Genomic DNA, 17,926 nt, shown 5'->3' on the forward strand with positions numbered 1-17,926 from the left:
GTGGCCGTCACCTCCACCGCTGTCGAGATCAAGTTCGATCCCGACCAGTCCTTCCAGCACGACGCCATCACCGCCGTCTTGGACCTGTTCAAGGGGCAGCCGCTGGCTTCCACGACCTTCGAGATCCACGACACAGGCGAGCAGACCAGCCTGCAGACCGAGTACGGCATCGGCAACGTCTTGCACGTTGCCGACGAGCAGATCCGCGTCAGCCTGGACGAGGTCCAGAGACGCAACGACATTCCCGCGGCCTTTCGTGGTGATGCTGGCGACGAGCCGCTCATTAGCCGCGACTTCTCCGTGGAAATGGAGACGGGTACCGGGAAGACCTACGTGCAGATCCGCACCGCATTCGAACTGAACCGCGTGTACGGGTTCACCAAGTTCGTGGTCGTCGTTCCCAGCGTGGCGATCCGCGAGGGCGTCGAAGCGAACCTGCGCCTCCTCAAGACCCACTTGGCGGCCCTGTACGACGGCGTGCAGTACAACACCATGACCTACGACTCCAAGAACCCCACCCGGCTTAGGTCCTTCGCGCAGGCCAACCACCTCCAGATCCTCATCATCAACATCGACGCCTTCAACAAGGCCGACATCAACCGGATCTACCAGTCCCAGGACCAGATGATGGGTCACGCGCCCATCGACTTCATCCAAGCCTGCGCGCCGATCGTCATCCTCGATGAACCGCAGAACATGGTCTCGGATACGGCGAAAAGGGCGATCGCGTCGCTCAATCCGCTGGTGACCCTGCGGTACTCGGCCACCCACCGTGAGACCTACCACCAGGTGTATCGCCTGACCCCTGTCGATGCCTACAACCTGGGTCTGGTCAAGCGCATCGACGTCTGGTCGGTGATGGAAGACGACAACACCAACCGTCCGCACATTCGGCTCGCGAAGATCACCGCTGCGAAGCGGGGGGTCTCCGCCCAAGTCGAGGTTGACGCCCTCAGCCAGAACGGCGTTACCCGAAAGAAGATCACCTGCGGTCCTCTCAAGGACTTGAAGAAGGCGACCGACCGCGACATTTACGCCGGGTACGTCGTAGAAGAGATCAACGCTGCTACCCAGACCCTGCTCTTCACCAACGGCGTGGAAATCAAGGCTGGGGAAACCATCGGTCCGGACAGGAACCTCGTCCAGCGCACTCAGATCCGCACCGCCATCGCCCAGCACCTAGACCGCGAACTGGACATCCGCCGTCGAGTCGAAGCAGGGGAGATGGCCCCTACCAAGGTCCTGAGCCTCTTCTTCATCGACCGGGTTGCCAACTACTGGCCCGCCGACGGGAAGTTCCGCACCTGGTTCGAGGAGGAGTACAGCAAGGCGGCGGCACTCCCTAAGTACGCCAGCCTGTCCCTGCCGCCGGTGTCAGAGGTCCACGACGGCTACTTCGCTGTCGACAAAAAGGACGTCGCCAAAGACACCAGTGGTGCAACCAAGGACGACGACCGCGCGTACGAATTGATCATGCGAGACAAGCAGCGCTTGCTGTCCGTCGACGAGCCGTTGCGGTTCATCTTCAGCCATTCGGCCCTGCGGGAAGGCTGGGACAACCCCAACGTCTTCGTCATCTGCACCCTCAACGACACGCATTCAGAGACGAAGAAGCGACAGGAGATCGGGCGGGGACTCAGGCTGCCAGTCACCGCTGACGGCACACGCTGCACCAACCCGGATGTCGCTCGACTCGCCGTGGTCGCGAACGAGTCCTACGAGGAGTTCGCCAACACGCTTCAGCGCGAGATCGAGGACGACACTGGCGTCGCCTTTCCCCGGAGCAACATCAAGAAGGGCAAGGACCGCAAGACCGTCAAGGTCCGTAAGGGATACGACACCGACCAACACTTCATCGACCTGTGGAACAAGGTCAAGCACCGCACCACCTACAAGGTCGTGTACGACACCGATGACCTCATCAAGGCAGCGGGGGAGGCCCTCGCCGCCAAGCCGACGCTCGCCGGGTCCTACATCCGGGCCCAGAAGGCGACCGTGTCCATGGACGCTAAGGAAGGCGTCACGACCCAGTGGACGGCAGAAAAGACGCCGGTGGAGGTGCAGAGCGCCTACCCGATTCCCGACCTGCTTGGCCACCTCAGCCGTTTGCTACCGGTCAGCCGCTCCACCATCGCGCAGATCCTCATCCAGTCCGGCCGTCTGGACGACGCAGCCATCAACCCTCAGCAGTTCTTGGACTACGCCAAGGACGCGATCAGCCATGCCCTTGCCGAACTCCTGGTGGATGGCATCACGTACGAGCGTCTCGGGGACGGCCCTGACGCCGTCTACGAGATGCGCCTGTTCGAGCAGCGCGAACTGACTGGCTACGTGGACAACCTCGTCCCGGTCAACCGGAGCATCTACCAGGAGGTCGTGTACGACTCCGACCCGGAGAAGGACTTCGCCGAGGCCCTGGACGTCCGCGAGGACATCAAGGTCTTCATCAAACTGCCCGGCTGGTTCACCGTGGAGACGCCAGTCGGCCCGTACAACCCTGACTGGGCCATCCTCAAGGAGGATGAGGACGGGACTAACCGCCTGTACCTGGTCGCTGAGAGCAAGCCGACCCGCGACGTCAGCAAGTTGCGGGCCGACGAACGACTGAAGACGCAGTTCGGTGAAAAGCACTTCAACGCCATCGATGTGCACTACAAGGTCGTCAAGGTCGCTTCGGACATCGACGACTGACCGCACCCTCGCTCTAGGGGGCGAGCTGCGCAAACGAGTACGACCTGCGACGATCGGCAGGCCTACCACTGTCCCGCCCCGGGTCTGATGGAGGCTCTCAATCCACGTGAGCGACGAGAAGCTGTCAAAGCACGCTGCCGACTTCGTCATCGACACGATTGCGCGGTCAGAGTCGTACGACAGCACCATGGCTGAGCCGACACCGGACTTGCTTCCGGTGAGCTACGACGGCGCTGCGATCTCCGAGTACCTGGCTGAGATCGGGCCTGAGAGTGATCACGAAGGCGAAGACTGATCGGTGCTGGCCAGGGGTTGAGCTCCTGATCCACGTCGCTTGATGCCGTGCTTGTCGAGGATCTTGCGGACGGCTGAGAACGAACGGTCGGTCAGCTCGGCCAGCTCGCGCAGTGAGCGGCCCTCGGCGTACTGCTCCAGGACGAAGCGCTCGACCCGTGCCTGAACGGCTCTGTCGGGCTGAGGGCTTGCCGTGCCGGCGAACTCTGGCAGCGGCCTGAGCAGCGGACGGGGCGGATACGGCACGCCGGGAGCGTAGTCATTGCCTCTACTCCTGTATTGGAGTCCCCGCCGAAAGGGCCATTCCGTCGCGCCGCGAGGGCTTCCGCAACACCCGACGTCGGCACTCGCGACTCGGGCATGTGAGGCCCGCCGACTACGAGCAGCGAAACCTGGCACAGAACGAGGTGTCCGCTCGACGCGAGTCGCTTGGGACTGCCCCCGGTTCGGTTGACTCCTTGCCCGTGAGGTTGCGGCCTCGCTGGAAAGATCAGCAGCGTGCCCAAGCCGTATCCGGCGGAGTTCCGTCGTGACGCAATCGCAGTGGCCCGCAAGAGCGAGGCATCAGTCGCCGAGGTGGCCAAGGACTTCGGGATCTCCGAGACCTGCCTGCAGCGCTGGCTAGAGATCGCCGACCGGGAGGACGGCCTCGCGCCACCGACCTCGAGCGATCGTGGTGGCGGCGGGACGACCGACGACTCGGCGGAGCTACGCGAGTTTCGCCGGCGCAACAAGCTGCTCGAGCAGGAGAACGAGATCCTGCGCCGGGCGACGGCCTACTTCGCCCGCGACGTCCTCCCAAAATGATGTATCCGCTGGTCCGTGAACTCGCCGCCGACGACATCCCCGTCGCGGTGACCTGCCGGGTGCTGGGCTTCTCCAAGCAGGCCTTCTACAAGTGGCAGGCCGACCCCGTCAGTCAGCGGGACTGGGATGACGCGCACCTGATCAACGCCGCGGTCGACATCCACCACGACGATCCCGCCTTCGGCTACCGGTTCATCGCCGACCAGATCCACGAACGCGGACTCACCGCCGGTGAGAACCGGGTCGCCCGACTGTGCTCCCAGCAGCGGATCTGGTCGGTGTTCGCCAAGAAGCGCGGCCTGAACCGCAAGGCCGGCCCGCCGGTGCACGACGACCTGGTCGACCGGCAGTTCACCGCCACGGCGCCGAACACCATCTGGCTGACAGACATCACCGAGCACCCCACGGCCGAGGGCAAGCTCTACCTCTGCGCGATCAAGGACCTGCACTCCGGGCGGATCGTCGGCTACTCCATGGACGCCCGGATGACCGCCGCCCTGGCGGTGACCGCGCTGCGCAACGCCATCGCCCTGCGGGGGCCGGCCGGCACGATCGTGCACTCGGACCGCGGCAGCCAGTTCCGCTCCACCGCCTTCGTCACCACGCTGAAGAACAACGGGCTGACCGGCTCGATGGGTCGGGTCGGTGCCTGCGGCGACAACGCCGCGATGGAGTCCTTCTTCGCTCTGCTGCAGCGCAACGTCCTGGACCGGCAGCGCTGGGCGACCCGCGAGGACCTGCGGCTGGCGATCATCACCTGGATCGAGAAGACCTACCACCGGCGCCGACGGCAACGACGCCTCAGACGACTCACACCCATCGAAATCGAGACACTGACCCAAGCCGCTCACGCGGCCTGAACGCCCCTACCGAACCGAGTCAACTGTAGTGGGGGCAGTCCCCCTCCCCGGTCAGTACAACTAGCGCGGGGCGAGAAGGCTGCTGATGGATCTGGCGGGCTCCCTGGCCGGCCGTCCCAGCTGGCGCGGAGCCCTTGCCGCTGTGGTCGTCGGATTGGCCGTCACCGTGACCCGGTCGCTGAGCCAGGGCAGTGGATGGCCGGGGGAGTCCTGGCCTCCGTCGGGTTGGCCGCGGTGCTCTGTCCCGTGGCGGACGCTGCAATCAGCCGACGGGCCGAGTTCGCCGCCGACCTCTTCGCGGCCGACCACGGCCTGGCATCGGAGTTGGCCGTCGCACTCCGCGCACTCGATGACTGCCAACCTGCAGCTCGGGGATGGTCGCAGCGGCTCCTGGCCTCCCATCCGACTTTCGACCAACGCACCCGCGCGCATCTCGCTGCGGCCACGGCTCTCGACGATTGAGGCCCGCCCGCAGCGACCTCGACCCGACGTCGCACCGGGATGTCTGCACGTCAGCGGTTCAGCTTGCAGGTGGCGAATACGGCACGGTGTCGTGGTGCCCGACTCCGGCGACTCGCGGAGACGCGTGATCGTCCGGTCGCGACATCCGGATGGGCACTCCTTAGGCACTCAATATAGCCGTTAATCATATAGCCGTTAATCGCGTTTATAGGTTCGGCATAACCAACGTTGAAACCGGCCTTGAGCTGCACTTATACTGCATGGCCAACGCCATCCAACGGTTCAAGATCGAATCGCAGGGTTATAGCTTCAGGTCCTATCGAGCGAGCATACCAAGGCCTTGACCAGCGAAGACGCTGGTCAGAGCCTGTTCTTTTGCCCGGCTTGTAGCACCCTGGCACCTTCGGGTACTCAGTATCGAGGGCCAGAGGTGCCCCGTGGGCCGTCCACCGCTGCCGTCGGGCACCAGCGGTAAAACGACCCCTCGGGAAGCGAACGCCTTACGTTCGTGGCGCGTGATGCAGCCACAAGTCCAGTCCTGAACCTGAGGGGGGAAGGACTCTTGCGACCATGTGATCAGTTACGCAAAGAAGTCCTCGTCTATCTCTGCAATTGCGTAAGTCTCGCTAGTCTGCACACCAACGTTAAACTGAATCATGAGACTGGTGAGTCGCTTCCCGTCGATCAGCACTATTCGGGTCGGCGAAGAGGCGACGTAGTCACGAGCGCCCTGCGAGAAGTGGCTTGTCGTAATGAAGACTCCACTGTCTGCTCTGCCGTGTAGCGCACCGACGAACCCTTGGACGTCCGGACGACCAACGCCGTTTCCGTCCGCGTAGCGCTTAGCTTGGATGTACACGCGACTCAGTCCAAGTATGTCTTGATCTATAACTCCGTCGATCCCTCCGTCGTTCGACAGTTGAGTGACCGAGCCATTGCCATTAGCACCCCCGTAACCCATCGCTAGTAAGAGACTAACGACCGCTTGCTCAAAGAAGCCCGGGTTTTTGTCCTGTAGTCGTTGCAGCAGCTCGTTCGCGACCTCGTCGTGAATTCGTCGAACGCCGCTTTGTACTTGCTCGATCGGTGTGAGCGTCGAGGTATCGATGGGCGAGTCGGTGACGGGCAACTTCTTATTGACCGTCGCGACGTACGGGCGGATGGGCGAGGAGGTATCTTCACCGAGTGCATTGACGTCCCGCTCGGAAAAGCCATCGGGAAATCGTTCGAGAAGGTACTTGCCGGCTTCAGTGATCGTGTAGTTGCCCCGGCTTGGACGTGCGAGGGCCCCGACGTTTGTGAGGAAGGACAAGCCCCAGCCGATTCTGTTCTCGAACGTTGGCTGTCCAGATCCCAGCGTCTCCTTCATTTGTTCTTCCGTCAGATCGCTTTCGCGAGCGACCAGCGGTCGAATCTCTCTCCGTGTGCGGACGATTCCATCACTCAGCACCTGGAGGGTGGGGGCCATGAACGCTTCCCAGGTCGGTATCCTGTTCAACTTCCTGTCATGTTCCAAGTCGTTCATAATCGGTTCCCGTCCTGGTCAATCAGTGTCTGGCAGCTAGCTCGAACGCTCACGCCCGTGTTGTCGTCCTCTTGCGCCTTCGTTCCGTGTCGAGGCTCGCGGCGATGATCCCACGGCCGGCGAAGTCTCACTCCTGCAGTATGTCCAGTCACCGCGGGCTGCGTCGCTCGAGCTCGTGCCGCACTGTGATGCCAGCTTGCCGTAGCGCGTTCTGCACTTCGGTAGGGCCGTTGCTGAATCAATCACCGATTCGCGTCAGTGACCATCCCTAGTCGTACAGAGGGATCGCCTTCCGTACTTGCTCATCCCTCGGCTCCCTGGTGGAGCGGCCGGCCTAGTGGTCGGCAGCGAGCTGAGCGACGCCGTCCGGCCCCGAGCCGGTCCTCGGCCCTTCGCCGCTGTTGTGGTGGGCGTGACGGAAGGGACTGGCAGTGACCGTCAGGCTGCCACCAGTTGCTTGGACCAGGCCGCCATGTCGCCGCCGATCACGAATGCCCGCCCGCCCGTCTCGACGACGACCACCTGCGAGCCCGCCGTGTGGCCCGGTGTCGGGACGGGCCGCACGGCCGGCAGCAGCTCGGACTCACCGTCCAAGGGCACTGACTGCAGGGCGGGCGCCTCGACCCATTCGCGGATCGTGTGGTCGTCCAGGCTGCGCGCGTCGTCGAGCTCCCGGCGCTGGACGTAGATCGGCTTGCCGGCAAGGAGGTGGTTGCCGCCGCAGTGGTCGAAGTGCAGGTGCGTGTTGATCACGATGTCGATGCCGGCCAGGTCGACGTCCCACTCGGTCAATGGGACCAGGCGCGGGTCGATGTCGGCCACGGCCGGGTGCAGCTCCGTCAGGCCGGTGTCGACGAGCACGCGACCCTCGGGGTGGTCGATGACGTGCACGTACACCAGCAGCACCTCGTCCGGGGGAACGAGCAACTCGGCCACCCGCACCGCCGTGATCGTCGGCGGCGGCACCCAGGTCGCGGATCACTCATCGCGGACGCGTCCTGCAGGTGTTTCGTTCCGGCTGGTTGCCGTCCTCGGTGGTCCTGGATGTGGCCATGTCGCGTTCTCCTCGACGGCGATGGGCCGCTGGGCGCGGCTGCCAGGACCACGACTCCGAGGCTGCACGTGAGTCATCGGCGCAGGCTTCGACGACGTCGTCGCCTTCGGGACTCGACAGCGGGAGCCGCAGCCGCCCCGTGTCGGCCACCGCTGCCGCCCGGCAGTGGCTCGCGACGGGCCGCACGTCTCTAGGGCGCTTACGCTCGCGGCATGGCGTCCAACCGCAGGCCGCTGGACGACCTCCGGGAGACCGTCGGCCGCCTGAGCGACCAGCTCCCGCGGCCCGGTCGCGTGGACGACCTGGTGAGCGACCTCTTCGGCGGCCGCCCTGGGCCGGCCCGGCCGCTGGCGGAGGTGCAGGCGGAGCTCGATGAGCTCATCGGGCTGGCGGCGGTCAAGGAGCAGGTGCAGGGGCTCGTGGCCTTCCTGCAGGTGCAGGCCCGCCGCAAGTCGCACGGCCTGCCCGAGGTCGCGACGTCCCAGCACCTCGTGTTCCTCGGAAACCCGGGCACGGGCAAGACCACGGTGGCGCGGCTCCTGGCCGAGATGTACCGGGCGGTCGGGTTGCTGCAGAAGGGCCACCTGGTGGAGGTCGACCGGGCCGTGCTGGTCGGGCAGTACGTCGGCTCGACCGCGATCAAGACCGACCGCGTCATCCGCCGGGCACTCGACGGCGTCCTGTTCATCGACGAGGCCTACTCGCTGTCCCCGGAGGGCGACGGCCGGATGGACTTCGGGCCCGAGGCCATCGAGGTCCTGCTCAAGCGCATGGAGGACAACCGGCACCGCCTGGTGGTGATCGTGGCCGGCTATCCCGACCTGATGGAGCAGTTCCTGCTCTCCAACCCCGGACTCCGCTCGCGGTTCGCCCGGGAGATCGAGTTCCCCGACTACTCGACGGACGAGCTCCAGGCGATCTTCGCCACCATCGTGGCCCAGCACGAGTACGTGCTCGAGCCCGACGCGGAGACGACGCTCCGCCGCACCCTCGCGAACCTGAACTCCGACCAGGAGTCGGGCAACGCGCGCTTCGCGCGCACGCTGTTCGAGCAGGCGCTCAACCGCCAGGCGTTGCGGCTCGCGCGCGGCACGGGCCGGAGCGTGGACGCGCTCGACCGCACCGAGGTGATGACACTGACGGCGAGCGACATCGCCGAGGCTGCCCGCACGCTGGGCGAGTAGCCAGCCCGGCACGTCGAGCTCCACGCCGAAGCTGCCGGCAGGAGCGCCGTGCGGGGATGGACCGATGCCCGGTGCACTCAGTCCAGAGGGGTCGACGGCTTCAGGTTCCGGTACATGCGGAGCAGGTAGCCCATCAGCTCGCTGCGCTCCTCCTGGGTGAAGCCGGCGAAGAGCGTCTCTTGGCGGTCGAGCGCGGTCGGCAGCACCCGGTCGTAGAGGTCGAGCCCCTGGTCTGTCAGGTAGAGGCACCGGGCGCCGTCGGACTCCTCGCTGCCGACGAGTCCCTCCTCGGCCAGGTACGTCGTGCTGCGGCTCACCACCGACTTGGTCAGGCCCAGGAGCTGGGTCAGTCCCCCGGAGGTGAGGCCCGGCCGCATGGCCAGAGCCGCGATCACCCGCCAGTCGTTCAGGCCGATGCCGAACGTCTCCCGCAGCAGGGCGGACGTGCCCCACGACATCGCGTTGGACACCAGCGCCAGGTACGCCGGCGCGTACTGGTCCGTCTGCAGCGCACCGGGGGCTGCGTCGCGGTGGAGTGGCACGGGGGGCCCGTCCTTCCGCCGTCGGGTGGCACGGGGAGCGCGCCGGTCCGGCTCAGTCTGGCCTGGCCGTGCGGTCGTGGTCGTCACCGGTCAGGCACCCGACGGACCCGCGCTGTGACGGTTGACACAGCTCGTACCGTTGCCATGTTCGCATGCGAACAACGGCGATGGCGCAGCGTCCGTCACGGCACCTGCTCGCGAGGGAGCGTGGATGACACCCGACTCGACCACCGTGGCGAGGCCCCCGCTCGACCCGGCCAGCCGGCAGGTGCTCGACCTCATGGCCGCGGCCGGACGACGTCCCCTGCACGAGGGCACCGCCGAGGACGCGCGTGCCCTGGCGCCGGCCCGCATCGCGCTCAACGGCGAGGGTCCGGCGATGGCCGACGTCCGCGACCTGACCGTCCCCGTCGACGACGGCCACGCCGTCCCGGTCCGCGTCTTCGTGCCCGAGCAGCAGCCCCGGGGGATCGCCGTCTACCTGCACGGCGGCGCCTGGGTCGTCGGGTCGATCGCCGAGTCCGACACCTTCGCCCGCCGCGTGGCCGCGGGCAGCGGCTACGTCGTCGTGGCCGTCGGCTACCGGCTCGCTCCCGAGCACCCCCACCCGGCCGCGGTGCACGACACCGACGCCGTCGTCCGGTGGGTCGCGCAGCAGCGGGAGGCCCACGGCCTCGGGGCCGACGCGCCGCTGGTCCTCCTCGGCGACAGCGCGGGCGGCAACCTCGCCACGGTGGCCGCCCGCCGGGCCCGGGACCAGGGCGGCCCGGACATCGCGATGCAGGTCCTCGTCTACCCCGTCACGGACGCCGACACCGCGACGGCCTCCTACCTCGACCCGGACAACCAGCTGCTCGTGTCGCGGAACGCGATGGAGTGGGCCTGGGACCAGTACGTGCCCGACGTGACCACCCGTCGGCACCCCGACGCGTCGCCGCTCCAGACCGAGGACCTCGCCGGCATGCCGCCGACCGTGCTGATCGCCGCCGGCTACGACCCGCTGCTCGACGAGGGCCTGGCCTACGCCCGGCGCCTCCGGGACGCCGGCGTCGAGGTCGACGTCTTCGAGCACCCCGACCAGATGCACGGGTTCTTCACGATGCTCAACCTGCCCGCCAGCACGGTCGCGATCGACCAGGTCGTCGCCGCGTTCGACCGGGCAGCAGCCGGCAGCTCGAGGGCCTCCTGATGACGCACCCAGCGCATGTCGACGTCGTCGTGGTCGGTGCCGGGATCGCCGGCCTCTACGCCCTGCACCGCCTCACCGAGGCCGGTCTCACCGTCCAGGGGTTCGAGGCCGGGGACGGCGTCGGCGGCACCTGGTACTGGAACCGCTACCCCGGCGCGCGCTGCGACGTCGAGAGCGTCGACTACTCCTACTCCTTCGACGAGGACCTCCAGCAGGAGTGGGACTGGACCGAGCGGTACGCCTCGCAGCCGGAGATCCTGCGCTACCTCGAGCACGTCGCCGACCGGTTCGACCTGCGCCGGCACATCGCCTTCGGCACCCGGGTCGACGCCGCCTCGTTCGACGCCGCCACCCACCGCTGGACCGTGACGACGGACGCCGGGACGACGACCGCCTCGTTCCTCGTCCTGGCGGTCGGCTGCCTGTCCGCCGCGCAGGTCCCCGACTTCCCCGGGCTGGACACCTTCCGCGGCGAGGTGCTGCACACCGGGCAGTGGCCCGCCGACGGCGTCGACCTGGCCGGCCGGCGGGTCGGGGTCATCGGCACCGGCTCCTCCGCCATCCAGGCCATCCCGGTCATCGCCGAGCAGGCCGCGGAGCTCATCGTCTTCCAGCGGACGCCGAACTACAGCGTGCCCGCCGGCAACCGCCCGCTCTCGCCGGACGAGCTCGCCGCGGTGAAGGCCGGTTACGCCGAGCACCGGCGGCGGGCGCGCGAGACCTTCTTCGGGTTCGTGTTCCCCCTGTCCGAGCTGAGCAGCCGTCCGGCGCTGGAGGTGCCGGCCGCCGACCGGGACCGCGAGTTCCAGACCCGCTGGGACCGGGGCGGCGCCGGCATGACCCGCGCCTTCGCCGACATCCTCACCGACCGGCAGGCCAACGAGACGGCGGCGGAGTTCATCCGCTCGAAGATCCGCGAGCAGGTCACCGACCCCAGGACGGCGGAGCTGCTGGTCCCCGTCGACCACCCGTTCGGCACCAAGCGGCCGCCGATCGACACCGACTACTACGACACCTTCAACCGCGACGACGTCACCCTGGTCGACGTCCGGTCCGACCCGATCGTCGAGGTCGTGCCGTCCGGCGTCCGGACCGGCGCGGCCACCTACGACCTCGACGTCCTCGTGCTGGCCACCGGCTTCGACGCGATGACCGGCCCGCTGCTGCGGATGGACATCCGCGGCGTCGGCGGCCGGGAGCTGCGCGACAAGTGGGCGGCCGGCCCGGTGACCTACCTGGGACTGGCGACCGAGGGTTTCCCCAACATGTTCGTCGTCGCCGGTGCCGGCAGCCCCTCGGTGATGAGCAACATGATGGTGTCGATCGAGCAGCACGTGGACTGGATCGTCGCGTGCCTGCAGCACCTGCGGGCTGAAGGCCACACCGTCATCGAGGCGTGCGCCGACGCCGAGCAGGCCTGGGTCGAGCACGTGAACGCGACCGCGGCCACGACCCTCTACCCGGAGGCCAACTCCTGGTACCTGGGAGCGAACGTCCCCGGGAAGCCGAGGGTCTTCATGCCGTACGTGGGCGGGATCGTCGACTACCGCAAGCGGTGCGAGGACGTGGCAGGACGTGGCTACGCGGGCTTCCAGCTGGCCTGACCGAGGGGCCAGGCACGGACGAACACCCAGCACGACGACAGGGAGCAGTACATGTCCGACGGTCAGAGCCGACCGGAGCACGACGGGTCCGCGGGGGTCCGGGAACTCGATGCGCTGGTCATCGGAGCAGGGGTCAGCGGCCTGTATGCCCTGCACCGGCTGCGGGGGATGGGCCTGACCGTCCGGGTCTACGACCGGGCCGGCGAGGTCGGCGGCACGTGGTGGTGGAACCGCTATCCCGGAGCGCGGGTGGACTACCCCGGCGGCCCGTTCTACTGCTACACGTTCTCCGAGGAGCTGGTCCGCGCGTGGGACTGGGTCGAGCGGCAGCCCGACCAGCCGTCCGTGCTCACCTACCTCAACCACGTGGCGGACACCTTCGACCTCCGCCGGGACATCCAGCTGCACACGACGGTGCAGTCGGCGGTCTTCGACGAGGCGGCGCAGCGGTGGTCGGTCGAGACCAGCGACGGCGAGCGGATCAGCGCCCAGTTCCTGATCGCCGCCGTCGGCACCCTCTCCGCCCCCAACAAGCCGGACATCCCCGGCCTGGACGACTTCGCCGGCGAGGTGTTCCACACCGGGAACTGGCCGCAGGAGGAGCGCGTCGAGCTCGCCGGCAAGCGGGTCGGCGTCATCGGCACCGGCTCGTCGGGAGTGCAGGTCATCCCGCACATCGCCCGCGAGGCCGAGCACCTGACCGTCTTCCAGCGCACCCCGCAGTTCGCCCTGCCCGCCCGCAACCAGCCCCTCGACCCCGAGCTCGTGCGCGACAGCAAGGAGAACTGGGGCGAGGTGCGCCGCCAGATCCGGGAGTACGGGCGGCCGCTGCACATGGTGCCCTCCACCCGGTCGGTCCACGAGGACTCCGAGGAGGAGCGGCTGGCGGTGTTCGAGGACGCCTGGCAGCAGGGTGGGCTGGCGCTGCGCGAGTGCTACCGCGACCTGCTCACCGACCCGGTGGCCAACGGCTACGTCTCCGACTTCGTCCGCGCCAAGATCCGGGAGACCGTCCAGGACCCGGCCGTCGCCGCGAAGCTGATGCCCGACTACTACTTCGCCACCAAGCGCCAGGTGATGGACGAGGGGTACTTCGAGACCTACAACCGGGACGACGTGACCCTCGTCGACCTCCGCGACGAGCCCATCGAGACGTTCACCGCCGACGGCGTCCGGACGACGGAGGGCGAGTACCCGCTGGACGTCCTGGTGCTGGCCACCGGCTACGACGCGATCACCGGCGCCCTGCGGCGGATCAATCCCGTCGGACGGGACGGCCTGCAACTCGAGGAGAAGTGGGCCGCCGGCAGCCGCACCTACCTGGGGCTGAGCATCGTGGGCTTCCCGAACCTGTTCATGTTCCACGGGCCGGAGTCGCCGTCGGTGATGTTCCACCAGTTCTACGGGACCGAGTCCCAGGGCGACTGGATGGCCACCTGCATCGCGCACATGCGCGAGCACGGCCTGGCGACCATCGAACCGGTGCCCGAGGCGGAGGCGGCGTGGGGTGCCGAGGTGCAGGAACGAGCCAACCGCACCCTGTACCCGCAGACCGACTCGTGGTTCACCGGCGCGAACATGCCGGGCAAGCCACGCGAGTTCATGGTCTACATCGGTGGTTCGCAGTACCACCAGCACCTGCACGAGCTGGCCGCGAACGGCTACGACGGCTTCGTCTTCGAGCCCGCACGCTCGGTCGCGCCGGTCACCCAGGCGTGACCGGGGGCCGCCAGGGCTCGTGGGTGTGCGAGAGCCAGACGAGCTCGGGGTCCAGGGAACGCACCAGCCGCTGACCCTCGTCGCGCGGCTCGTCGAGCTCGCCGAACCACACGGCCATGTCGCCGCCGATGACGGCCGGGCGGCCCCCGTTCTCCACGACGACCACCTGGGAGCCCGCCGTGTGGCCCGGCGCCGGCACGAGCCTGATCCCGGGCAGCAGCTCGAACTCGCCGTCCACCGGCACGTACTGGATGCCGGGGGCGTCCACCCACTCGCGGATCGTGTAGTCGGCCAGGCTGCGGGCGTCGTCCAGCTCCCGGCGCTGCACGTAGGTCGGCCTGCCGGCGAACAGGTGGTTGCCGCCGCAGTGGTCGAAGTGCAGGTGCGTGTTGACGACGGCGTCGACGCCGGCGAGGTCGCACTCCGGCTGCTCGCTCAGCGGGAACAGCCGCGGGTCCAGGTCGGCCCCGGCCGGGTGCAGCACCGTCATGCCGGTGTCCACCAGCACACGCGCGTCCGGGTGCTCGATGACGTGCACGTAGACCGGCATCACCTCGCCCTCGACGGCCAGCTCGGCCACCAGCACCGGCGTGATGGTCGGGGCACCGGCGTGGTCGCTGTCCGTGCTGGTCACTGTGGTCATGCTCCCTCGTCCCTGACGTCGGTGGGCCGCTGCGAGCGGCTGCCACTACGACTCCGGCGCGGGGCAGGAGTCATCGGCGCACGGCGACTGCGAGTTGACCGCGCGGTCCCGCGAGCGACCTCGGCTTCGAGTTGACCGGGGATCGACCGGTCGAGTAATCGGATGAAGACTCGGGCGTCTCCCGCGCGTCGATTCGAAGCGGTCGAGATCTCCTGCCGCTGTCGAATAGTCAGCGCACCCACCAGTGCCGGGCAGGAGTTCGGTCGGCCTACGGCGCGGTGGCCATTTCCGGCCGTGTGTGTTTTTGAACCAGTGACTTCATTTGCGCATGGACACGGTGCGATTACCGAGTACGCTGCCGCCACTGCGGAAATGCACGCGCGTCAAGGCGGATGTCTCATGAGTGAGTTCATCGTCCGGCGGGAGCCGCTGGGTACCAGTGCATGGCTGGTCGTGACGCCGGCCGGTCTGGAGCTCGCTCGACTGCCTGACCGCTCCGCAGCGGTCGAGCGCGCCAAGCGAATGCTCCAGGGCATGGGCGGCGGCACGGTACGAGTGGAGACCGAGAGCGGCGTGCTGGGGACGCCGATCGAGGTCGGCCGGCCGGCGGGCGCGGACGATCCAGAAAAGGGCGTCCCCTGGGAGACGTTGGCCGAGAAGGCGGCCGGGGTCGCGGACGATGCCACTGGCCGGGCTGAGGCACCGAAAGGCGGAGTCCGCGGCGAGGTGGATGACCTCTCGATCGATCAGGTGCTCCCGGCGAAGCTGGCAGCTAGCACGACGGTCAAGATCTTCAACCACAGCGTCTCGGCCGCGGCGGCGATGATCGCCTTCGTCGTGCTCGTGGCGGGCAGCGGCACTTTCTCGGCGGTCGTGACTCCGGCAGTCCAGTCGATGGGCAACAAGGCGACCGTCGGGTCGTACATCACCGTCGGCCAGGCCTTCTGGACGACGCTTGCTCTGTCGTTGTGCGCGGCTGTCGCCGTGTACGGCCTCCGGAGCGGGTGGTTCACGTCCTACGGCAGCGTGAGCGTGTTCTTCATCGGGATGCTCGTCATCGTCTGGTTCACCTATGGAGCAGGTTTCGCCGGTCCGACGCCGTCCGCTGTCCTCGATGCCACGAACAGCATGAGCAATCCGATCGCGAAGGTGCTGGGGGCCTTCGGCGTCTTCTTCGCCTTCTACGGCCCGGTCCCGTTCGCGTCAGGCGCGATCGCGGGCGGATGTGCAGGGCACATCGCCTTCGAGGTCGAGCGAGCAACCTGAAATGCGCTCCTCGCCGCGGCCGTGTGCCAGTCAGGCGACGGCTCCCTGCGCGGCGACCGCGGACTCCTCGGTGCCCGGCTGCCCGACGGTCGGGTCCATCCACATCACCTGCCAGCCGTGGCCGTCGAGGTCAAAGAAGCTGCGTGAGCACATGAAGCCGTGGTCCTCCAGGCCGTCCGCCTCCACGCCCCCGGCAGCCAGCGCAGCCGCACCGACCGCGTCCACCTCCTCGCGGGACGAGACGCTGAAGGAGTAGAGCGCCAGCGTGGAGGTGGCCGCATCGGCGAGCGGCAGCTTCGAGAACTCCATGAACTTCGCCCGCTCGAGCAGCATGACCCTGGCCTGCCCCCCCGAGCAGCATGCAGGCGGCGGTCGCATCGGTGAAGGCGGGGTCGAAGCCGAACCCGAGCGCGTTCAGAACGCCGTGCTCCGCTCCACGTCGGCCACGGGCATGGACACGAACAGCGTGCGGCCGGCGTGCGCAGGGGTCATGGGGGATCTCCAGTCGACGGTCGGGTGGGTACGTCACGGAGGACCGGCGCGACCGGCAGAACTCATCGGGCGGCGCCGAACCAGGTGGGCAGGTGGTCGAGCAGGTCCTGCTGGTCGTCACCGACCCAGGCCACGTGCCCGTCCGGCCGCAGCAGCGCCGCCGGCACGTCCAGCTCCGCAGTGACGTCGACGACGGAGTCGACCCGGTCGCCCCAGCCGGCCACCGACAGCCGGCCGGTCTGGTCCAGCAGCAGCCCCCGGCCGGCGTGCATCAGCCCGTACAGCCTTCCCGGCCCGAGTGCGACGTCCCGCAGCCGCCGGCCCACCAGCGGGTGCCCACCGCCGAGGTCGTAGCGGACCCCGATCGCGGTCACCTTCTCGACCAGGTACCGGTTCACCTCCTCGATGCCCATCAGCTCGGTCAGCAGCCGGCGCACCGCCTGCGGGCCCGGCTCGGTCGACAGCAGCTCGGCGGTCGCCCGGGCGGTGGTCAGCACGTCGGCGGCGACCGGGTGCCGCTCGGTCTGGTAGCTGTCCAGCAGCCCGTCGGGTGCCCAGCCGGCCACGGAACCGGCCAGTTTCCAACCCAGGTTGAACGCGTCCTGCAGCCCGAGGTTCAGGCCCTGGCCGCCGGTCGGCGGGTGGACGTGCGCGGCGTCGCCGGCCAGCAGCACCCGGCCGGCCCGGTACCGCTCGGCCAACCGGGTCGCATCGCCGAAACGGGTGATCCAGCGGGGGGAGTGCACGCCGAAGTCCGTCCCCGCGACCACCCGCAGCCGCTGCCGCACCTCCTCGATCGTCGGCGGCACCGCGCGGTCCTCGGCCACGTGCGCGGCCGGCACGACCACGCGGAACAGCCCCCCGCCGGAGGGCCCGACGCCGAACCCCTTCTCGGTCTCCCGCACCCGGGTCACCACCGCGGTCACCTCCTCCGGGGACGCGGTGAGCTCCACCTCGCCGGACAGCCACTCGCGCTGCGCGGGCTCGCCGGGGAAGCCGATCCCGGCCAGCCGGCGCACCGTGCTCCGGCCGCCGTCGCAGCCGACGACGAAGGACGAGCGGAGCCGGGTGCCGTCGGCCAGGTCGACGGTCACCCCGTCGTCGTCCTGGCTGAGCCCGGCGACCTCGCACCCGCGCCGGATCTCCACGCCCAGTGCGACGGCGTGCTCGGTGAGCAGCCGGTCGGTGGTCGGCTGCGGGATGCCCAGCAGGTACGGGTGCGCGGTGTCCAGCTGCGCGGGTTCCGGCGCGGGGATGCCGGCGAAGCCGCCGACCGGGTACCGCGTGCCGGCGGCCAGGAACTGCGCCAGCAGACCGCGCTGGTCGAGCAGTTCGATGCTGCGGGCGTGCAGGCCGAGCGCCCGGACGACGCGGGTGGGCTCCGCGTCCCGTTCCAGCACGAGCACCCGGACGCCGTGCAGCCGCAGCTCCGCGGCCAGCAGCACCCCCGTCGGCCCGGCACCCACGATGGTCACGTCGACGTCCACAGCGCCTCCCGGTCGGTTGCTCCGGCCGGGCACTCTGCCCCTCCACCGGGGGCTTGCCGCAAGCCCCGGGGTCCGTGCGAACCTGGAGGCAACGGGACACCGCGGCG

General features: G+C 68.4%; 15 protein-coding genes. 8 read left to right on the plus strand and 7 right to left on the minus strand.

What is annotated here, in order from left to right; genetic code table 11:
• Both HL054_RS03695 and HL054_RS03700 read left to right on the plus strand, forming a co-directional pair.
• Entirely contained in the window at positions 1–2,691 is a 2,691-nt protein-coding gene (locus tag HL054_RS03695) for a restriction endonuclease (RefSeq protein WP_369137389.1), read from the plus strand.
• A 106-nt stretch (positions 2,692–2,797) separates the two neighbouring features.
• Positions 2,798–2,986 (plus strand): hypothetical protein, encoded by a 189-nt coding sequence (locus HL054_RS03700; RefSeq protein WP_369137391.1) that lies wholly within the window; start codon positions 2,798–2,800, stop codon positions 2,984–2,986.
• On the opposite strand, the gene HL054_RS03705 is transcribed toward HL054_RS03700, so the two are convergent.
• Complete coding sequence (locus HL054_RS03705; protein WP_369137393.1) at positions 2,968–3,231, minus strand: helix-turn-helix domain-containing protein; 264 nt, start codon at positions 3,229–3,231, stop codon at positions 2,968–2,970. The two genes, HL054_RS03700 and HL054_RS03705, sit on opposite strands and share 19 nt — an antisense overlap.
• A 252-nt stretch (positions 3,232–3,483) precedes the next feature.
• Here HL054_RS03705 and HL054_RS03710 point away from each other — a divergent pair.
• Positions 3,484–4,652 (plus strand): IS3 family transposase gene (locus tag HL054_RS03710; protein WP_369137394.1). Its coding sequence is split into 2 segments (ribosomal slippage): positions 3,484–3,781 and positions 3,781–4,652, totalling 1,170 coding nucleotides; the frame shifts between segments, so codons are not numbered across the junction.
• 1,042 nt (positions 4,653–5,694) lie between these two features.
• On the opposite strand, the gene HL054_RS03715 is transcribed toward HL054_RS03710, so the two are convergent.
• A complete protein-coding gene (locus HL054_RS03715; RefSeq protein WP_369137396.1) occupies positions 5,695–6,639 on the minus strand; it encodes a restriction endonuclease in 945 nt (314 codons plus the stop codon).
• Positions 6,640–7,077: 438 nt separating this feature from the next.
• Positions 7,078–7,581 (minus strand): MBL fold metallo-hydrolase, encoded by a 504-nt coding sequence (locus tag HL054_RS03720; protein WP_369137397.1) that lies wholly within the window; start codon positions 7,579–7,581, stop codon positions 7,078–7,080.
• Between the two features lie 324 nt (positions 7,582–7,905).
• Between HL054_RS03720 and HL054_RS03725 the strand changes: the two genes are divergently transcribed.
• Positions 7,906–8,877 carry an AAA family ATPase gene (locus tag HL054_RS03725; protein WP_369137399.1) on the plus strand — a complete coding sequence of 324 codons (972 nt, stop codon included), beginning with the start codon at positions 7,906–7,908 and terminating at the stop codon, positions 8,875–8,877.
• A gap of 77 nt (positions 8,878–8,954) precedes the next feature.
• Here HL054_RS03725 and HL054_RS03730 read toward each other — a convergent pair whose 3' ends face one another.
• Positions 8,955–9,419, minus strand: a complete 465-nt coding sequence (locus tag HL054_RS03730) for a MarR family winged helix-turn-helix transcriptional regulator (protein ID WP_369137401.1) — start codon at positions 9,417–9,419, stop codon at positions 8,955–8,957.
• A gap of 211 nt (positions 9,420–9,630) precedes the next feature.
• Here HL054_RS03730 and HL054_RS03735 point away from each other — a divergent pair, with 211 nt between their 5' ends.
• The 3 genes from HL054_RS03735 to HL054_RS03745 are packed head-to-tail and all read left to right on the plus strand — an operon-like array spanning position 9,631 to position 13,931.
• The gene (locus HL054_RS03735) at positions 9,631–10,608 is read left to right on the plus strand and encodes an alpha/beta hydrolase (RefSeq protein ID WP_369137403.1); all 978 of its coding nucleotides are present in this window, start codon (positions 9,631–9,633) and stop codon (positions 10,606–10,608) included.
• A complete protein-coding gene (locus tag HL054_RS03740) occupies positions 10,608–12,212 on the plus strand; it encodes a flavin-containing monooxygenase (protein ID WP_369137405.1) in 1,605 nt (534 codons plus the stop codon). Before HL054_RS03735 ends, HL054_RS03740 begins: the two co-directional genes overlap by 1 nt.
• A 51-nt stretch (positions 12,213–12,263) precedes the next feature.
• Entirely contained in the window at positions 12,264–13,931 is a 1,668-nt protein-coding gene (locus HL054_RS03745; protein ID WP_369137407.1) for a flavin-containing monooxygenase, read from the plus strand.
• Here the strand turns inward: HL054_RS03745 and HL054_RS03750 are convergent.
• Positions 13,918–14,574 carry an MBL fold metallo-hydrolase gene (locus HL054_RS03750; protein ID WP_369137408.1) on the minus strand — a complete coding sequence of 219 codons (657 nt, stop codon included), beginning with the start codon at positions 14,572–14,574 and terminating at the stop codon, positions 13,918–13,920. The genes HL054_RS03745 and HL054_RS03750 overlap by 14 nt on opposite strands.
• Positions 14,575–14,973: 399 nt before the next feature.
• Between HL054_RS03750 and HL054_RS03755 the strand changes: the two genes are divergently transcribed.
• Positions 14,974–15,840 carry a hypothetical protein gene (locus tag HL054_RS03755; protein ID WP_369137410.1) on the plus strand — a complete coding sequence of 289 codons (867 nt, stop codon included), beginning with the start codon at positions 14,974–14,976 and terminating at the stop codon, positions 15,838–15,840.
• 30 nt (positions 15,841–15,870) lie between these two features.
• Here the strand turns inward: HL054_RS03755 and HL054_RS03760 are convergent, their stop codons facing one another.
• Together HL054_RS03760 and rox are read right to left on the minus strand one after the other, a co-directional pair.
• Complete coding sequence (locus tag HL054_RS03760) at positions 15,871–16,173, minus strand: VOC family protein (protein WP_369137412.1); 303 nt, start codon at positions 16,171–16,173, stop codon at positions 15,871–15,873.
• Positions 16,174–16,394: 221 nt separating this feature from the next.
• A complete protein-coding gene (rox, locus tag HL054_RS03765; RefSeq protein WP_369137413.1) occupies positions 16,395–17,819 on the minus strand; it encodes a rifampin monooxygenase in 1,425 nt (474 codons plus the stop codon).
• Positions 17,820–17,926: the final 107 nt, after the last annotated feature.

The sequence above is a fragment of the Modestobacter versicolor genome (assembly GCF_041028285.1).
Classification (GTDB): Bacteria; Actinomycetota; Actinomycetes; order Mycobacteriales; family Geodermatophilaceae; genus Modestobacter; species Modestobacter versicolor_A.

What these genes read in the sequence shown, in the direction of transcription:
- HL054_RS03760 (WP_369137412.1), bottom strand. Translation starts at nt 16,173, where the DNA reads ATGCTGCTCGAGCGGGCGAAGTTCATGGAGTTCTCGAAGCTGCCGCTC.
- HL054_RS03755 (WP_369137410.1), top strand. Translation starts at nt 14,974, where the DNA reads ATGAGTGAGTTCATCGTCCGGCGGGAGCCGCTGGGTACCAGTGCATGG.
- HL054_RS03715 (WP_369137396.1), bottom strand. Translation starts at nt 6,639, where the DNA reads ATGAACGACTTGGAACATGACAGGAAGTTGAACAGGATACCGACCTGG.
- HL054_RS03725 (WP_369137399.1), top strand. Translation starts at nt 7,906, where the DNA reads ATGGCGTCCAACCGCAGGCCGCTGGACGACCTCCGGGAGACCGTCGGC.
- HL054_RS03735 (WP_369137403.1), top strand. Translation starts at nt 9,631, where the DNA reads ATGACACCCGACTCGACCACCGTGGCGAGGCCCCCGCTCGACCCGGCC.
- HL054_RS03750 (WP_369137408.1), bottom strand. Translation starts at nt 14,574, where the DNA reads ATGACCACAGTGACCAGCACGGACAGCGACCACGCCGGTGCCCCGACC.
- HL054_RS03745 (WP_369137407.1), top strand. Translation starts at nt 12,264, where the DNA reads ATGTCCGACGGTCAGAGCCGACCGGAGCACGACGGGTCCGCGGGGGTC.
- HL054_RS03740 (WP_369137405.1), top strand. Translation starts at nt 10,608, where the DNA reads ATGACGCACCCAGCGCATGTCGACGTCGTCGTGGTCGGTGCCGGGATC.